This window comes from Amycolatopsis sp. 505 (genome assembly GCF_031625235.1).
Taxonomy (GTDB): domain Bacteria; phylum Actinomycetota; class Actinomycetes; order Mycobacteriales; family Pseudonocardiaceae; genus Amycolatopsis.
This window is the reverse complement of the sequence record NZ_JACKQP010000001.1, coordinates 1,105,649-1,122,219: the sequence shown is the minus strand read 5'-3', so window position 1 is coordinate 1,122,219 and position 16,571 is coordinate 1,105,649. Positions and strand designations below refer to the sequence as shown.

Sequence of the window (16,571 nt, the reverse complement as noted above, 5' to 3'; positions counted from 1 at the left end):
TGAATGTCGCCACGCCCGGGCCCCGTAGCCTGGGTGCTGTGTCACGGATCGCATACTTCGGCCCCCGAGGGACCTTCACCGAACAGGCCGCGCGGGTGCTCGCCGCCGGCGAAGAACTGATCCCGTACGAGACCGTCCGGCTCGCGATGACCGCGGTCCGCGCCGGCGAAGCGGACGCGGCGTGCGTCCCGATCGAGAACTCCGTCGAAGGCGTGGTGCCCACCACGCTCGACGGGTTCAGCGAGTCGACCCCGCTGGTCGCCGTCGCCGAGACGATCCTGCCGGTCCACTTCAGCGTGCTGACCCGGCCGGGGAACTCGGAGATCCGGACCGTCGCCAGCCACCCGCACGCGCTGGCCCAGGTCCGCGAATGGCTCGACGCGAACCTGCCGGGCGCGCACGCGGTGGCGTCTTCGTCGACGTCGGCCGCCGCGGTCGGCGTGCTGGAGGGCGACTTCGACGCGGCGGTCTGCGCGCCGGTCGCGAACGAGCACTACCACCTCGAAGTGCTGGCCACCGAGGTCGCCGACGTGCCCGACGCGGCGACGCGGTTCCTGCTGGTCCGCCGCCCGGGCGAGCTGCCGGATCCGACGGGCGCCGACCGGACGTCCGTGGTCGCCGCGGCCGCGAACCGCACCGGCACGCTCGCCGAGCTGCTCACCGAGCTGGCCGGCCGCGGCATCAACCTGACCCGGCTCGACGCCCGCCCGACGCGCAACAACTTCGGCGAGTACCGCTTCTTCATCGACTTCGAAGGCCACGTCGCCGAGCCGCGGGTCCTCGACGCGCTGACGGCGTTGCGCCGGCACTGCCGCAACCTGCGGTTCCTCGGCTCGCACCCGCGGGCCGACGGCGTCCCCACCACGATCGTCGACGGCTTCGGCAACGACGACTTCGTCGAAGCGGCCGTGTGGGCCGACGCGGTGCGCAAGGGGGACATGGCGTGAGGCTGCTGCTCATCCGCCACGGGCAGACCGACGGGAACGTCCGCGGCGCGCTGGACACCGCCCTGCCCGGCCCGCCGCTGACCGACCTCGGCCGCCGGCAGGCGGACGCCCTCGCCGCGCGGCTGGCGGAGGAGCCGCTGGTCGCGGTGTATGCGTCGCAGGCGACGCGCGCCCAGCAGACGGCGGCGCCGCTGGCCGCCCGGTTTTCCCTGGACGTGCAGGTCGTCGACGGCGTGCACGAGGTCGTCGCGGGCGATCTCGAAGGGGCGACGGACCACGCGTCGATCCGGACCTACATGGAGACGGTCCGGCGCTGGACGCTCGGCGAGCTGGCGCCGTCGCTGCCCGGCGGGGAGAGCGGCACCAGCGTGCGCACCCGGATGCTGGACGCGGTCGGCCGGCTGCGCGCCAAGCACGAACAGGCCGACCCGGACGGGGTGATCGCCCTGGTCAGCCACGGTGGCGCGATCCGGCTGACCGGCGAATGGCTGGCCCCGAACGTGCACGCCGACGTCGCCAACGCGGCGCTGATCCCGAACACCGGGCTGGTGGAACTGGTGGCGCAGCCGGAAGGGCAGTGGCGGTGCCTGACCTGGGTCGACACCCCGCTCTGAAGACCCCGAAAGTGTGATTCCGTCACGTTTAGAACACGTCCGGTGGGGAATTTACGAAAGCAGCCAACCCGGCCGCGTCCCGGTACGTCTACCCAGTAGCACCACACCAGGGAGGCGATTGACATGAAGCTTTCACGGTTGTTCCCGGTCGTCGCGGCTTCGGCGGGCGTTCTCGCGCTCTCCGCCTGCGGCGGTGGCGGCACCACGAACGCGGCGTCCAGCTCGACGCCGTCCAGCTCGGAGTCGCCGACCGCCACCCCCACGGTCACCACCGCCACGTCGAGCGCGTCCGCCACGCCGGCCGCGCCGCCGGTCGCCCAGCCCGCGGACGACGGGCTGTGCAAGGCCGGCGACGTCAAGCTCTCGCTCGGCCAGGGCGACGCGGGCGCCGGCTCGGTGTACCGGCCGCTGCTCATCACGAACTCCAGCGCGAAGCCCTGCACCATCCAGGGCTTCCCGGGTGTGTCCTATGTGGCCGGCCCGGACGGGCACCAGGTCGGCAAGGACGCCTTCCGCGAAGGCACCAAGGGCAACGCCGTCAAGCTGAACCCGGGCCAGACCGCGGCCGCCGACATCCAGTTCGTCAACGTGCGGAACTTCGACCCGGGCGCCTGCCAGCCGACGGCGGTCCGCGGCCTGCGCATCTACCTGCCGCAGGAGACCGCGTCGAACTTCGTGCCTTCGGAGGGCACGGGCTGCGCCGGCACGAAGATCCCCGGCAACCAGTTGGCCGTGAAGACGGTCCACCCAGCCTAACCCGGACCCCGCCCCGCCACCGCCCTCAACGGACGGGCTTCGCCCGGCTGTTCAGATCCTGCCGCAAATCTCCTTGGCCTCGGTCAGGTGCCGCTGGCCGGAGATGTCGTTGAAGTGCAGGCTCAGCACCATCCGGCTGACGCCGTCGATGTGGTCGGCCAGCGGCTGGTAGTTGGCGTTCACCTGGGCGGCGGCCGCGGACAGCTCGCGCGCGGCCACCATCCGGTGCAGCCGCTCCCCGCTGAGGGCGGGGGTCAGCGACGGCTGCGTGTCCCGGCTCGTGTCGGGCAGCTCGCCCACCCGGTCGAGCGCCTGGCACGCCGCGACGGCGTCGTCGAGCGCGCCGGCGTGCACTCCGGACAGTCCCCACAGGAGCCCGAGGACGCTGCCGCCCAGCACGAACCCGGCCACCGCGCACAGCACGAGCAACCGGCGTGCCGGCGGGGGCGGCTTGACCTCGGCCTCCTCCGAAGGCTCGTCGAAGTCCGGATCGGCGTCGGTGCCGGTCCCCGGGTCCACGGTGCGCATGACTGCCTCCTCACCACCTGGGTGAGGAGCTATTTCAGCTCACAATCCGGGATCGTGGTGGGTCAGCGCCGTGGCTGAGTCCGATTTGTCACCGAGGGAGAACCGCCGCAGCGCGCCGATCGCGAACGCGGCGATCACCAGCATGGCGACGCCGGACACCGCGAAGGTCCGCGCGGCCGAACCGAGCTGCTCGGTCAGCACGCCGCCCAGCAGCGCGCCGACCGGGATCGCACCCCAGACGACCGTGCGCCACACCCCGAGCACCCGGCCGAGCAGCTCGCCGGGCACGAGCGTGTGCCGGGCCGTCGCCAGCACGACGTTCACCGCCACCACCGCCGCCGCGAACAGCCCGAACAGCGCCGCGCCCGCGACCGGCGAGCGCACCAGACCCATCCCGCCGAACCCGAGGCCGCAGCAGACGATCCCGCCGGCGACGACCGGGAGCCGTCCGGTCGCCCGCACCAGCCGCGGAGCCACGCCCGCGCCGAGCAGCCCGCCGATCCCGCCGACGAAGGCGAAGAACCCGAACGTCGCGTCGGACAGGTGGAGGTCCTCGAGCGCGTACAGCACCAGCTGGGCCTGCGCGAGCTCGCTGACCAGGCTGAGCAGTCCGGCGACGACGAGCAGCCGCAGCAGCAGCGGGTGCCGGCGCAGCCAGCGCAGGCCGTCGGCGAGCTCGGTGCGCAGCTTCGCCGGTTCGACCGGTGTCTCCGCCTTTGCGCGGTAGGTGCCGGCGAGCCCGAGCAGTACCGCCGCCGCGATCGCGAAGCCGGCGGAGTTGAGGATGAACGGGAAGGCGGCGAAGAGGGCGAAGGTCAGGCTGCCCACCGGGCCGCCGAGGAACGTCTGCCCGACGATCTCGCAGGCCTGCAGCTTGCTGTTGGCGGCGTCCAGCGAACCGTTGCCGACGACCGCCGGGATCAGCGCGTTCGCCGCGCTGTCGGCGATCGTCTCGGCCGTCCCGATGATCAGCGCGGTCAGGTAGACCAGCCAGATCGTCATGCCGCCGGTGGCGACGAGCACGGCCAGCGCGCCGACCGCGGCCGCGCGGGCGGTGTTCGCGACGATCATCGCGCGCCGCCGGTCGATCCGATCGACCAGCGCGCCGGCGACCGCGGCGAACAGCAGCCACGGCAGGAACTGGGTGGCGGACAGGCCGGCGATGAGCACCGGATCGCGGGTCAGGGTCGTGGCCAGCAGAGGCAGGGCCACCTTGCCGATGCCGTCCCCCAGGTGGGACGCCGCGCTCGACGTCAGCAGCCAGGTGAGTCTTCGGCCGCTCCCGTCGTTCCGGGCTTCGTTCACTGTGCCTCCCCGCACGCCGCCCGACGACTTCGGGTACGAGGATAACCGCGGAGATGGCTGCGCGTGGTCACGTTGTCACTAGCGGTGAATCTCGTGACAGTATCCGCTGGCAAGCGCGGAATTCGGTGGAACGTGGGAAGGGGACGCGGGAATCCGGGCCCGGCTCAGCCCCAGCCGAGCTCGTGCAGCCGGGCGTCGTCGATGCCGAAGTGGTGGCCCAGCTCGTGCACGACGGTGATCAGGACCTCCTCGACGACCTCGTCCTCGTCCTCGCACATGGCCAGGATCGGCTGCCGGTAGATCGAGATCCGGTCGGGCAGCACCCCGCCGTAGGACGACGTCCGCTCGGTCAGCGCGATGCCGTGGTAGAGCCCGAGGATGTCCGGCGCCTCGTCGTTGAACTCCTCGACCAGCACGACGACGTTGTCCATCGCGCGCGCGAACTCGGGCGGCACCTCGTCCAGGGCTTCCGAGACCAGTTCTTCGAACCGCTCCCGGCTCATCTCGACGGCCATCAGCCGTTCTGCTTCGTCGACGGAGGGGCGGAGTTCGACGTGGCCGGGCCCCCGCCGCCGTCCGACGGCGGGCCGCCGTCCTGGGGCTGACCGCCGTCCGGACCGGCCGGGGCGGCCTTGATGCTGCCGGTCACCGCCTGCAGGCCGCTCTTGTCGGGCAGCAGCGAGGCCACCTTGCAGTTGACCTTGGTCGAACCGGTGTCCCAGCTCTCCTGCTCCCGCAGGTCCCAGGTCAGGATCAGCTTCTTCGCGTCGAGGTCGGCGCCGCCGGTGTAGTCGCCGGCCGCCTTGTTGCACTCGGTGTCGAGCCAGGCCTTCTGGTCGTCCTGGGAGGGGTAGCCCTCCTTGAACTTCGTCTTGAGGTCGAGGGTCGCGACGATCTCGTACGAGTGCGGCTTCGTGCAGTCGATCGGGTCGCCGACGCCCTTGCCGAGCAGCGCCAGGCAGGTGCCCGGCTCGAAGACCAGCGACTGGTCCTGGTCCTTGGCCGGCCCGGTGGTCGGCAGCAGCTTGCCGCCGGGGCCCGCCCACTGCAGGCCGCACCGCAGCTGGCGGTCGCCGTCGTCCCACTGCGACGGGGTCGGGCGGAGCAGGTTGGTCGTGAGCTTGCCGTACGGGTCGAGCTTGTGCCCGAGGTAGGGCTTCACGTCCGAGGTGCACTTCTGCTGTGCGATCTGCTGCCACTGCTCCAGCGACGGGACGGGCGCGCCCTCCGGGAACTGGGCGCCGATGTCCACGAGCGTGGTCACCTCGAACAGGTGCGGCTCGGTGCAGGCCACCTTGCGCGCGTCGCTCGCGTCCGGGTTGTCCCAGGTCAGGCAGCTGCCGGGCGGGGAATGGAAGGCCTCCTGGGCGGCCGCGGACAGCTTGCCGGCGCCGCCACCGGATCCGCCGGTGATGCCGTCGCTCCAGGAGAACACGACGCTGAGCGCGAGCGCGATCAACGCGCCCGCGAAGATCCCGCCCATCACGACGCGGGTGCGCAGCGTCTGGGTGGCGGTGGGGAACCGATCGGCGCTGGGAGACATCGCAGTCCATGATGCCCGCGCCGCGCATGACGTGCGCGGTCCGGGTGGTTAGGGTGGTCACGGTTTCGCGGTGGCCGGTGATTACGGAGCGCACATGACGCAGGACAACAATACTGGGGACCAGCCGCCCCCCGAGCCGCCGAAGCGCGGCTCGATGAGGTTTCAGGACTCGAACACCCAGCCCCGCCAGCCCTCGCTGGCCGAGCAGCGGGCCCGGCAGCAGGCGCTGGCCCAGGAGGAACGGGACGAGGAGCTGGCCCGCCAGGCCGACGCCAAGGCGGCGACCCGGCGCAAGATCCTGATCGGCAGCGGTGTCACGGTCGGGCTCGTCGGCCTGGTCGCGACGTTCTACACGGTCGCGAAGCCGCAGGGCGAGGTCACGGCGGTCTGCACCGACTCGAACGGTGTGGTCCAGAACGACGACTACTGCGACGACAACTACGTCACCAGCCACGGTGGCTACCACAGCGGCGGCTTCCTGTTCCTGCCGATCCCGGGCGGCGGCTACAACAGCTACCGCTACAACTACGGCGGCACCGGGGTCATCGGGCAGCGGGTGAGCGGCGGCACGTACGACGCGCCGTCGTCGCGGACCAGCGTCAACACGAAGTCCGGCAAGTCCGTCCAGCGCGGCGGCTTCGGCATCAGCGGGAAGAGCGGCAGCACCGGGGGCACCGGCGGCAGCGGCAAGAGCGGGGGATCGTAGGTGTACCGGGACCGGCGGGAGCCGCGGCGCGACTGGCAGCGGATCGTCGAAGAGCAGGGGCTCGTCTACGGCACGCCGGCCCGCGACAGCAGCGGCCGGACGCGGCCGTACTGGGACGAGTCCGTGCACTACGTCTTCGAGATGGACGAGGTCCTGTCCCTCGAAGCCGACGTCGAACTGCTGCACTCGATGTGCCTGGAAGCCGTCGACAACGTCGTGACGACCGAGGGCTACCAGCGCTTTGGCATCCCCGAATGGGTCTGGCCGCACATCGCCGAGTCGTGGAAGCGGCAGGACCCGCACGTCTACGGCCGGTTCGACCTGCGCTACGACGGCAAGTCGCCGGCGAAGCTGCTCGAGTACAACGCGGACACGCCGACCACGCTGCTGGAGGCGTCGCTGCTGCAGTGGCACTGGAAGACCGACGTCTTCCCGGACGACGACCAGTGGAACTCGATCCACGAGAAGCTGGTCGAGCGCTGGTCGCAGCTGCAGGACAAGCTGCCGTCGAACGAGCTGCACTTCACCTGGTCGGCGGCCGACCCGTCGGGTGAGGACAACGTCACGACGGCGTACCTGCAGGAGACCGCGGCCGAGGCCGGGCTGGACACGGTGGGCCTGGCGATCGAGGAGATCGGCTGGGACCCGGTGCTCAAGCGGTTCGTCGACCTCGAAGAGGCGCAGATGGCGACCGTGCTGAAGCTGTACCCGTGGGAGTGGGTGGTCGACGAGGAGTTCGGCCGCCACGCCGTCGAGTCGCTGCCGCGGACGCTGTGGATCGAGCCGCTCTGGAAGATGATCCTCTCCAACAAGACGCTGCTGGCGATCCTGTGGGAGAACTACCCGGGCCACCCGAACCTGCTGCCGGCGTTCGCCGACGACCCGGGCCTGCTGACGGAGTACGTCCGCAAGCCGAAGCTGGGCCGCGAGGGCGCGAACGTCCAGATCGTCGCGACCGGGTACGAAACCCAGACCGACGGCGTGTACGGCGCGGAAGGGTTCGTCTACCAGGCGTTCGACCCCCTGCCCGAGTTCGACGGCTACCGGCCGGCGCTCGGCGCGTGGATCGTCGGCGACAGCTCCGCCGGCCTGGGCATCCGAGAGACTGGCGGCCTGGTGACCGACGACGGTGCCGCCTTCGTCCCACATCGCATCGTCGAGTCGTGATAAAACACCCCATCGCTGACCTCTTGGGAGAAAACTCGTGACCTCGACGCTTGCGCTGTCCGACACGTTCGGCTCCGACCTCGTGCGGGGGATCGGCGCGATCCTGCTGTACGGCGTCGTCGGCCTGCTGCTGATGTTCGCCGGCTTCTACGCGATCGACTGGACCACCCCCGGCAAGCTGTCGAAGCTGGTGACCCAGGGCCTGCCGAACGCCGTGATCGTGACGGCGTCCGGGATGCTCTCGATGGCGTTCATCGTGGTGGTGGCGATCTTCAACTCGGCGAGCGATCTGACCGAGGGCCTGATCACCTCGCTGGTCTACGGCCTGCTGGGGATCGCGGTCCAGGTGATCGCGGTCCGGCTCCTGGAGTGGGCCACCCGCATCGACGTGGCCTCGACCATCGAGAGCGAGAAGTTCGCCCCGGTGAGCATCGTGGTCGCGGCGGCCCACCTCGGCCTGGGCCTCGTGGTGGCGGTCGGCATCTCCTGACGTTCCCCACTACCGTGGGGTAGGTGCGCCTGCTGAGGACACCGGACGACCGGTTCACGGACCTGCCCGAGTTCCCGTACGAGCCCCGCTACGCGGAGCTGGCGGATCCCCACGGCGGCCGGATCAGAGTGGGGTACGTCGAGGCAGGCCCGGCGGACGGCCCGGTGGTCCTCTTGCTGCACGGCGAGCCGAGCTGGTCGTTCCTGTACCGCAAGATGCTCCCGGTCCTGGCGGCCGCGGGGCTGCGGGCGATCGCACCGGACCTGGTCGGCTTCGGCCGGTCCGACAAACCGGCCGAGCTGGCGGACCACTCGTACGCCCGGCACGTGGAGTGGATGCGCGGCTTCGCGTTCGACGCCCTGGACCTGCACGACGTGACGTTGGTCGGCCAGGACTGGGGAGGCTTGATCGGCCTGCGGCTGGTGGCTGCGTCGCCGTCGCGGTTCTCCGGGGTCGTGGCTTCGAACACGGGCCTCCCGACGGGCGACGTCGACATGCCGGAGGCGTGGCACGCGTTCCGCACGGCGGTGGAGAAGGCACCGGTGCTGGACGTGGCGCGCTTCGTGCAGTCGGGGTGCAAGTCGGTCCTGTCGGAAGCGGAGAGGACGGCTTACGACGCACCGTTCCCGAACGAGATGTACAAGGCGGGCCCGCGAGCCATGCCGGGCCTGGTGCCGTACCGGCCGGACAACCCGGCGTCGGCGGCGAACCGCGCGGCGTGGAAGACGCTGACCGAGCTGGAGATCCCGTTCTTGGTGGCGTTCTCCGACGGCGACCCGATAACCGGAGGGATGGCACCGGTGTTGAGGCGCTCGATGAAGGGCGCACAGGGACTGGACCACCCGGTGATCAAGGGGGCGGGCCACTTCCTGCAGGAGGACGCGGGCGAGGAGCTGGCTGAGCACGTGGCGCGGTTCGTGCGGGGTTGAGCAAACCGGCGGCCGGGAGCGCGAGGAGACTCGTCGGCCGCCCTCTGCGCCTGGATCGTCGAGAAGTTCTGGTCGTGGACCGACTCCGGTGGCGACCTGCTGCTCTACTGGCTGCCCGGCACCGGTGCCTCATCCGCCCGGCAGGTCAACGAATGGATCTCCGGGCTGCCCGGCACGCCGGTTCCCGAACATCCGGTACTGGAACGAGCCCGGCAAGGGCGGCCACTTCGCGGCGTTCGAGCAGCCGGCGTTGTTCGTCGACGAGGTCCGGTCATTCTTCCGGCTGGTCCGCTGATGGTTACCCGTTCTCGGGAAGCGGCTGGCTGAAGATCAACAAGTGCCCATCGGGTGTCCGCACGTTGAAGTCGCGCATCCCGTAGGGCCGGTCAGCCAGTGGCTCGACGATGTCGGCGCCGCGGGCGCGCAGCTCGTCGTGGCAGGAATCGACGTCGTCGACGATAACCGTCACCCTGGCCGGGCCGACGCTGCTTTCGGCGTACAGGTGGAACTCGGCGGTGTTGCGGACCACGGCCGCGTAACTAGGTGGGGTCTCCCAGGTGAATATGGTGTCGAATCCGAGCACGTCCGTGAAGTACGACCGCGCTGCCTGCACATCTCGGCACGGCAGCACGGGAACCGCCACCCGCATGACCATTCCGTCACCTTACCTGACTTTGGGTCAAGATCGCTGATCTTGGGTAGGGTACTGGCTGTCGAGCTGCGGTTTCGTCTTGTGAACGGCGAAAATCTGCGCAGGCGGTGGGCCGCTTGCGATCACGTCGTCGCGGATGGGGTACCTATGGGACGCGCTCGGCCACGCCCACCAGCAAAGTGGGCCGCGGCGTGCGCCCGCACCGCTGATCTGGGGCCGGCGTCACTGGTTCTCTACGATGTGTCCACCTTGTACTTCGAGACCGGATGTCTAAACACGACCTACGTGCGCGGCCGATCTCCCACCACAAGCGCGAGTCGATCGACGCGCACCTGACGGTCGCGACGACCGCCGTAATTTCGACGGCCTCAGGCGACGGGACGACCACCCAGCTTCACATTTCTATGACGAGCTTTCCGTGTACGTGCCTCTTTGCTTGCAGTTCGGCTGCCGTGCGGACCTGCTCCATCGGGAAGGTCGCCGCGATCGGGATGCGGAGGTTGCCCGCCCCCACCTGTTTTGCGATTTCTTCCGACGTGTTGGCGGGGGCGTTTGCGCCGTTGGCCGCCGGTATCCCTTCCAGCTGGGCTGCGATCGTGCAGATGCGGGTGTCCGGGAGGCCTAGGGTGCGAGCTACCTGCGCCGTTTCCGTTCCGTGCAGGTCGATGGCTGCGGTGATCCCGTCGGGTGCCAGGGCTCGGACCTGGTCGGCCAGGCCGTCGCCGTAGGTCAGTGGCTCGGCTCCCAGTTCGCGCAGGAACTCGGCCGATGTTGCCGAGCCCGTTCCCAGTACACGTGCTCCGGCCATGCGGGCCAGCTGGACCGCGAACACTCCGACACCTCCCGCCGCGCCGCCGATCAGCACGGTGTCCTGCGGGCCGGGGTTGATCACCGCCAGGGCTGCCGCTGCCGTGCGGCCGGCGATCGACAGGGTGGCGGCCGTGCGGTCGTCGACTTCGGGCGGCGTGTGGTGCACCTCGTCCGCCGCGGGGTCTCCGGCCGCTTCGACCACCACGAAGTCCGCGACCGCTCGGGACAACGCGCTTCCGAACACCCGGTCGCCCGGGGTGAAGCCGGTTACCCCCGCGCCCACCTGGTCGACCACGCCCGCGAAGTCGGTGCCGAAGCCCACCGGGAGGCTCAAGCCGAACCGGGCCGCCGTGTCCGCGTCGGCCGTCATGATCCAGTCCATCGGGTTGAGGCCGGCCGCGGTGACCCGCACCCGGAGCTGTCCCGGGCCCGCCTCCGGCGTGAAGACCTCCTGGACTTCGAGCACCTCGGGGCCGCCGAACGCTTCGAGGCGGACCGCCCTGCTCCTGTTCTCCCGCATGAGTCTCCTCCGGACGCAGTGAAACGGACTATGCTCCGTTTCTGCGATCCACCGTAACACAAGAACCGGAGCGTGATCCGTTTTGACTGACGTGCCGAAGCGCGCGGACGCGAGCCGCAACCGTGACCAGCTGCTCGCGGTGGCGACCCGCATGTTCGCGTCCGGGGGTGCCGAGCCGCCGATGCGGGCGATCGCCCGGGAGGCCGGGGTGGGCATAGCCACGCTCTACCGGCACTTCCCGACCCGGGAGTCGCTGGTCGACGCGGTCTACCGGGACCAGGTCGGGCGGCTGACCACCGGAGCCCGGGAACTGCTCGGCCGGCTGGCCCCGGCCGCGGCGATGCGGTGCTGGATGGACCTGTTCGGCGACTGGATCGCGACCAAGAACGGCATGCTCGACACGCTGCTCGCGATGATCGAGGCGGGCGAGATCGCGCACGCGCGGACCCGGGCCGAGCTGCTGTCGGCCGTCACCACGATCCTCGACGCCGGCCGCGCCGCGGGGGATCTCCGCACCGATGTCAGCGCCGAAGACATCGCCGCTTCCCTCATCGGCATCTTCACCGTGGCACCTCGGCCCGGACAGGAGGAGAAAGCCGGCCGGCTGTTGGACCTGCTGATGGACGGGCTCAGGCCGGGCGCCCGGCCGGCGTGAGCCCGTCCGACGTCACTCCGCCAGCGCCGCGTGCGTGGCCGCCAGGGAATCCACCAGGATGTCCAAGCCCTCCTGGGCCTCGTCCGCCGTCAGCGTCATCGGGGGGCCCAGCCGCAGGACGTTGCCGTGCAGGCCGCCCTTGCCGATCAGCAACCCCCGCTTCTTCGTCTCCTCCAGCATCCGCGCCGCCGCCGCTACATTCGGCGAAGTCGTGCCCGGCTTGATCAGTTCCACGCCGATCATCAGGCCCTTGCCCCGGACCTCGGCGACGATCGGCGAGTCACCCGCACGCAACCCCGACAGCAGCTGTTCCCCGCGGGCCGCGCAGTTCGCCTGGAGGTCGTGGTCCTTGATGTAGTCCAAGACCGCCGTCGCCCCGGCCATCGATACCGGGTTGCCGCCGAACGTCGAGAACGACTGGGCCTGGAAGCAGTCCAACACGTCCCCGCGCGCCACGACTCCGCCCACCGCGAGGCCGTTGCCCAGCCCCTTCGCGAACGTCATCATGTCCGGCGTGACGCCGTGGGCCTCGATGCCCCAGAAGTGCTCGCCCGTCCGTCCCCAGCCCGTCTGGACCTCGTCCGAGATGAACAGCACCCCGTACTCGTCCAGGACCTCTTTCATCGCCCGGAACAGGCCGTCCGGGGGGAGGCTGAAGCCGCCCACCCCCTGGATCGGCTCGGCGATCAAGCACGCCACGTCGCCCGCGGTGGCCGTGTCCAGGACGTCCACCAGGTCCGCGACGCACGCGTCGATGTACTCGGCGTCCGAGAGCGACCGGAACGGGCTTCGGTAGCGGTAGCCGCCGTGGACGTAGTTGACCTTCACCGGGCTCAGGGCCGAGGCCGACCAGCCGCGGTTGCCCGTGATCGCCACCGTTCCGAACGAGCGGCCGTGATACGAATTCCGCATCGCCAGCACCTGGTTGCTGCGGCGGTACTGCGTGGCCAGCATCAACGCCGTGTCGTTGGCCTCGCTGCCCGAGTTCGTGAAGAACACCTTGGCGTCCGGGATCCCGGACAACGCGGCGATCCGCTCGGCCAGCTCGACCTGGGACCTGATCAGGTACAGCGTCGAGGTGTGGAGGATGCCCGTGTCGAGCTGCTTGCGGACCGCGTCGCCGATCTCGGCGACGTCGTAGCCCATCGAGTTGGTCAGCACCCCCGCGAAGAAGTCCAGGTACGTGCGGCCCTGGGAGTCCGTCATCCGGCGGTCGTGCGCGTGCACGATCTCGATCGGCTCCTCGTAGAGCAGCGACATCCAGGACGGCATGACTGCGCGGTGCCGGGCGAGCAGCTCATCGGTCATCGAACGCCTCCTCGGGGTCTCAAGCGAGTATGAGGAGGCCGTGAACAGGGCTTCAACGATCAGACTGTCGGGATAACCCAGTAGGGACGCACAGTCTGTACGGACTACCCTCTGACCCGTGATTGACCCCAGGACTCTGCGCGAAGACCCGGAAGCCGTGCGCGCGTCGCAGCGCGCCCGTGGTGAAGACGAGGGAGTGGTCGACAAGCTGCTCTCCCTCGACACCCGGCGCCGGTCTTCGATCGCGGCCGCCGACAAGCTGCGCAACGAGCAGAAGCTCCTGGGCAAGCAGATCCCGAAGGCGCCGCCGGAGGAGAAGCAGCGGCTGCTGGCCACCGCCAAGGAGCTCGCCGCGCAGGTCAAGGCGGCCGAGGTGGAGCAGAACACCGCGTCGGAGGAGTTCGACACGCTGTTCCGGACCGTGCCGAACCTCGTCCACCCGAGCGCGCCGGTCGGCGGCGAGGACGACTTCACCGTCCTCAAGCACGTCGGCGAGCCGACGAAGCTCGGCTTCGCCCCGAAGGACCACCTCGAGCTGCTCGAAGGCCTCGGCGGCGTCGACATGGAACGCGGCGCGAAGGTCTCGGGCTCGCGGTTCTACTTCCTCACCGGCGTCGGCGCGCAGCTGCAGCTCGGCCTGCTCAACATGGCCATCGCCCAGGCCCTCGAGAACGGCTTCACGCCGATGATCACGCCGTCGCTGGTGCGTCCGGAGATCATGGCCGGCACCGGCTTCCTCGGGCAGCACTCGAGCGAGATCTACCACCTCGAGGACGACGACCTCTACCTCGTCGGCACGTCGGAGGTGCCGCTCGCCGGCTTCCACTCCGACGAGATCCTCGACCTCACCGAGTCGAAGCGCTACGCGGGCTGGTCGTCCTGCTACCGCCGCGAGGCCGGCTCGTACGGCAAGGACACCCGCGGCATCATCCGCGTCCACCAGTTCGACAAGGTGGAAATGTTCGTCTACGCGAAGCCGGCCGACGCCGAGGCCGAGCACGAGCGGCTGCTCGGCTGGGAAGAGCAGATGCTCGCCAAGATCGAGGTGCCCTACCGGGTGATCGACACCGCGACCGGTGACCTCGGCACGTCCGCGCACCGCAAGTTCGACTGCGAGGCGTGGATCCCGACCCAGGAGACCTACCGCGAGCTGACCTCGACGTCGAACTGCACGACGTTCCAGGCCCGCCGCCTGTCCATCCGCTACCGCGACGAGAACGGCAAGCCGCAGATCGCCGCGACGCTCAACGGCACCCTGGCCACCACCCGGTGGATCGTCGCGATCGTCGAGAACCACCAGCAGGAGGACGGCTCGGTCCGCGTGCCGGAGGCGCTGCGCCCGTTCGTCGGCGGCAAGGACGTCCTCACGCCTCGCTGAATCGGGCGGATCCGCGGTGCTGCTCCGTTCGTCCCAGTAGTGTCCGGGCCGAACAGGAGGAACTCATGCGGATGAGGTGGCAGGTCGCGGTCGCACTGGCGGCCGTGACCGTGGTGACCGGCTGCACGGTGACGGTCGGCGGCTCGGCGTCGCCGGTGCCCGGCCAGGGCCCGGTCGTCACGGCCGTCGACGCCTGCGCGCTGCTCGACCAGGCGCAGGTCGACGCCCTCGGCTACCAGTCGCCCGGCCGTTCCGTGAAGGAGAACAAGGACCGGCTGCAGCCGCCGATGTGCCTGTGGAGCTCGAAGGACGACGTCGAGCCGTCGGCCGTCCTCAACGTCGGCGTCGCCTCGGACATGGACTTCAACGAGTACATCTCCGGTGCCGTCAAGAAGTCCGGGCCGGAGCGGATCGGCGGGCTCAGCTGGACGCAGTACGCCTCGATCCTGCCGGACGACTGCGTGTACTACGCCCTGCTCGGCGCCAAGTCGTTCGCCTACGTCAGCGTCTCGGCCGGCAAGCTCGACAAGTCGTGTGAGCTGGCGAAGGTCGTCATCCCGCAGGTCGCGGCCCACCTGCCGGGCGGCCAGGACGCGCCGCCGGTGACACCGACGACGTCGGCGAAACCGGAGCCGGGCGGCCCGCTGCTGTCGGCGGACCCGTGCGCGATGCTGAAACCCGACCAGGTGGCCCAGCTGAAGGACATCTCGCCCACCGGCGAGAAGGACACCTCGTCCACGGTGCCGAACGCGTCCTTCTGCCTCTGGGACGACACCGACGGCGACGGCGGCCAGAAGGCGTTCGAGGTCTGGTTCGGCCCGAGCACGCCGGTCGGCGACTGGCCGGGCGCGAAGGGCGTCACCCCGACCGAAACCGTCGACGTCGGCGGCAAGAAGTGGGGCCTGTTCCCGAACATGGGCGGCCTGCGGGTCACCTGCGGCGCGACCCTCGCCATCACCGACACGTCGTCGGTGCAGGTGGTCAGCGGGTTCGTCGGCGACGACACGAAAACCTGCGACCTCGTGAAGCAGGGCCTCCCGCTGGTGACCGCGAACCTGCCGGGTTAGTTCTCCGAGGACACCTGGTCCGCGATGTGGCGCGCGATCTCCAGCGCGCTCGTCGCGGCCGGCGACGGCGCGTTCAGGACGTGCACCTGGTCGCGCGTGGTCTCGATGAGGAAGTCGTCGACGAGCGAGCCGTCGCGGCGCATCGCCTGGGCGCGCACGCCGGAGCCGTGGCGGACGATGTCGTCCTCGGTGACGGCCGGGACGAGCCGGGCGAGGCTCGCGGCGAACCGCTTCTTCGAGAACGAGCGGCGGACCTCGTCGAGGCCGGTCGGGAACGCGTACTTCTTCGCGAGCCGCCAGGCGCCGGGGAAGGCGGCGACCTCGGCGACGTCCTTCGCGGAGAAGTCGCGCCAGCGGTAGCCCTCGCGGCGCAGCGCGAGCACGGCGTTCGGGCCGGCGTGGACGCTGCCGTCGAGCATGCGCGTGAGGTGCACGCCGAGGAACGGCAGCGTCGGGTCCGGCACCGGGTAGATCAGGCCCTTGACCAGGTGCCGGCGGTCCGGCTTGAGCTCGTAGTACTCGCCGCGGAACGGCACGATCTTCGCCGACGGCGTCAGCCCGGCCAGCCGCGCGACGCGGTCGGAGTGCAGGCCGGCGCAGTTCACCAGGGCGTCGGCCTGCACGACGTCGTCGCCGGTCGCGACCTCGACGCCGCCGTTGCTCCCGGCCCGGATGGCCACGGCCGGTGCGTTCAGCCGCAGGTCGACGCCGGCTTCGTCGAGCAGCCGGACGAGCGCGTGGCAGACGGCCGGGAAGTCGATGATCCCGGTGGATTCGACGCGCAGCGCGGCGACGCAGGCGACCTCGGGCTCGTACTCGCGCGCTTCGGCGGGCGAGATCTGCTTGGCCGGGACGCCGTTGGCCTCGGCCCGCTCGGCCAGGGTGTTCAGCGCGGGGATCTCCCGTTCGTCGGTCGCGACGACGAGCTTCCCGCACACCTCGACGGGCACGCCGTACTGGCGCGCGAAGTCCACGATGGACCGATTGCCGGCGACCGACATCCGCGCCTTGAAGGAACCGGGCTTGTAGTAGAGCCCGGCGTGCACGACGTTCGAGTTGTGCCCGGTCTGGTGTGCCGCCCAGCGGGCTTCCTTCTCCAGGACGGTTACGTCCAGCCCGCGCCTGGTCAGCTCCCAGGCCACGGCCAGACCGACGATCCCGCCCCCGACGACTACGACGTTGCGCACGGTCGATCA

At 70.3% G+C, this 16,571-nt stretch carries 19 protein-coding genes; 11 read left to right on the top strand and 8 right to left on the bottom strand.

Annotated features, from left to right (window positions below):
• Positions 1-38 precede the first annotated feature (38 nt).
• The 3 genes from pheA to H5965_RS05440 all read left to right on the top strand — a co-directional run bounded on the left by pheA (position 39) and on the right by H5965_RS05440 (position 2,317).
• Entirely contained in the window at positions 39-947 is a 909-nt protein-coding gene (gene pheA / locus H5965_RS05450; protein ID WP_310968192.1) for a prephenate dehydratase, read from the top strand.
• Positions 944-1,561, top strand: coding sequence for a histidine phosphatase family protein (locus H5965_RS05445; RefSeq protein ID WP_310968191.1), 618 nt, complete (start codon positions 944-946; stop codon positions 1,559-1,561). Before pheA ends, H5965_RS05445 begins: the two co-directional genes overlap by 4 nt.
• Positions 1,562-1,678: 117 nt before the next feature.
• A complete protein-coding gene (locus H5965_RS05440) occupies positions 1,679-2,317 on the top strand; it encodes a DUF4232 domain-containing protein (RefSeq protein WP_310968505.1) in 639 nt (212 codons plus the stop codon).
• 51 nt (positions 2,318-2,368) lie between these two features.
• On the opposite strand, the gene H5965_RS05435 is transcribed toward H5965_RS05440, so the two are convergent.
• From H5965_RS05435 to H5965_RS05420, 4 genes are all read right to left on the bottom strand, one after another.
• Positions 2,369-2,845, bottom strand: a complete 477-nt coding sequence (locus H5965_RS05435) for a hypothetical protein (RefSeq protein WP_310968190.1) — start codon at positions 2,843-2,845, stop codon at positions 2,369-2,371.
• Positions 2,846-2,884: 39 nt separating this feature from the next.
• Positions 2,885-4,150, bottom strand: a complete 1,266-nt coding sequence (locus H5965_RS05430) for an MFS transporter (RefSeq protein ID WP_310968189.1) — start codon at positions 4,148-4,150, stop codon at positions 2,885-2,887.
• 164 nt (positions 4,151-4,314) lie between these two features.
• Positions 4,315-4,665, bottom strand: coding sequence for a metallopeptidase family protein (locus H5965_RS05425; RefSeq protein WP_310968188.1), 351 nt, complete (start codon positions 4,663-4,665; stop codon positions 4,315-4,317).
• A complete protein-coding gene (locus H5965_RS05420) occupies positions 4,665-5,693 on the bottom strand; it encodes a septum formation family protein (RefSeq protein WP_310968187.1) in 1,029 nt (342 codons plus the stop codon). Before H5965_RS05420 ends, H5965_RS05425 begins: the two co-directional genes overlap by 1 nt.
• A gap of 154 nt (positions 5,694-5,847) precedes the next feature.
• Between H5965_RS05420 and H5965_RS05415 the strand changes: the two genes are divergently transcribed.
• From H5965_RS05415 to H5965_RS05395, 5 genes are all read left to right on the top strand, one after another.
• Positions 5,848-6,399, top strand: a complete 552-nt coding sequence (locus tag H5965_RS05415) for a hypothetical protein (protein ID WP_310968186.1) — start codon at positions 5,848-5,850, stop codon at positions 6,397-6,399.
• A complete protein-coding gene (locus H5965_RS05410) occupies positions 6,400-7,566 on the top strand; it encodes a glutathionylspermidine synthase family protein (protein ID WP_310968185.1) in 1,167 nt (388 codons plus the stop codon).
• Positions 7,567-7,603: 37 nt separating this feature from the next.
• Complete coding sequence (locus tag H5965_RS05405) at positions 7,604-8,056, top strand: DUF350 domain-containing protein (protein WP_310968184.1); 453 nt, start codon at positions 7,604-7,606, stop codon at positions 8,054-8,056.
• 23 nt (positions 8,057-8,079) lie between these two features.
• Positions 8,080-8,985, top strand: coding sequence for a haloalkane dehalogenase (locus H5965_RS05400; protein WP_310968183.1), 906 nt, complete (start codon positions 8,080-8,082; stop codon positions 8,983-8,985).
• A gap of 124 nt (positions 8,986-9,109) precedes the next feature.
• Positions 9,110-9,280, top strand: a complete 171-nt coding sequence (locus H5965_RS05395; protein ID WP_310968182.1) for a hypothetical protein — start codon at positions 9,110-9,112, stop codon at positions 9,278-9,280.
• 3 nt (positions 9,281-9,283) lie between these two features.
• Here H5965_RS05395 and H5965_RS05390 read toward each other — a convergent pair whose 3' ends face one another.
• A complete protein-coding gene (locus H5965_RS05390; RefSeq protein ID WP_310968181.1) occupies positions 9,284-9,640 on the bottom strand; it encodes a VOC family protein in 357 nt (118 codons plus the stop codon).
• A 391-nt stretch (positions 9,641-10,031) separates the two neighbouring features.
• Positions 10,032-10,967, bottom strand: a complete 936-nt coding sequence (locus tag H5965_RS05385) for an NADP-dependent oxidoreductase (RefSeq protein ID WP_310968180.1) — start codon at positions 10,965-10,967, stop codon at positions 10,032-10,034.
• 151 nt (positions 10,968-11,118) lie between these two features.
• Between H5965_RS05385 and H5965_RS05380 the strand changes: the two genes are divergently transcribed.
• Positions 11,119-11,622, top strand: coding sequence for a TetR/AcrR family transcriptional regulator (locus H5965_RS05380; protein ID WP_396136878.1), 504 nt, complete (start codon positions 11,119-11,121; stop codon positions 11,620-11,622).
• Between the two features lie 12 nt (positions 11,623-11,634).
• Here H5965_RS05380 and H5965_RS05375 read toward each other — a convergent pair whose 3' ends face one another.
• Positions 11,635-12,930, bottom strand: a complete 1,296-nt coding sequence (locus tag H5965_RS05375) for an aspartate aminotransferase family protein (RefSeq protein ID WP_310968178.1) — start codon at positions 12,928-12,930, stop codon at positions 11,635-11,637.
• A gap of 118 nt (positions 12,931-13,048) precedes the next feature.
• On the opposite strand from H5965_RS05375, the gene serS reads away from it, so the two are divergent.
• Positions 13,049-14,308 (top strand): serine--tRNA ligase, encoded by a 1,260-nt coding sequence (gene serS, locus H5965_RS05370; RefSeq protein ID WP_310968177.1) that lies wholly within the window; start codon positions 13,049-13,051, stop codon positions 14,306-14,308.
• A 65-nt stretch (positions 14,309-14,373) separates the two neighbouring features.
• A complete protein-coding gene (locus H5965_RS05365) occupies positions 14,374-15,375 on the top strand; it encodes a DUF3558 family protein (protein WP_310968176.1) in 1,002 nt (333 codons plus the stop codon).
• Here the strand turns inward: H5965_RS05365 and lhgO are convergent.
• Entirely contained in the window at positions 15,372-16,562 is a 1,191-nt protein-coding gene (lhgO, locus tag H5965_RS05360) for an L-2-hydroxyglutarate oxidase (protein ID WP_310968175.1), read from the bottom strand. The two genes, H5965_RS05365 and lhgO, sit on opposite strands and share 4 nt — an antisense overlap.
• Between the last annotated feature and the right edge of the window lie 9 nt (positions 16,563-16,571).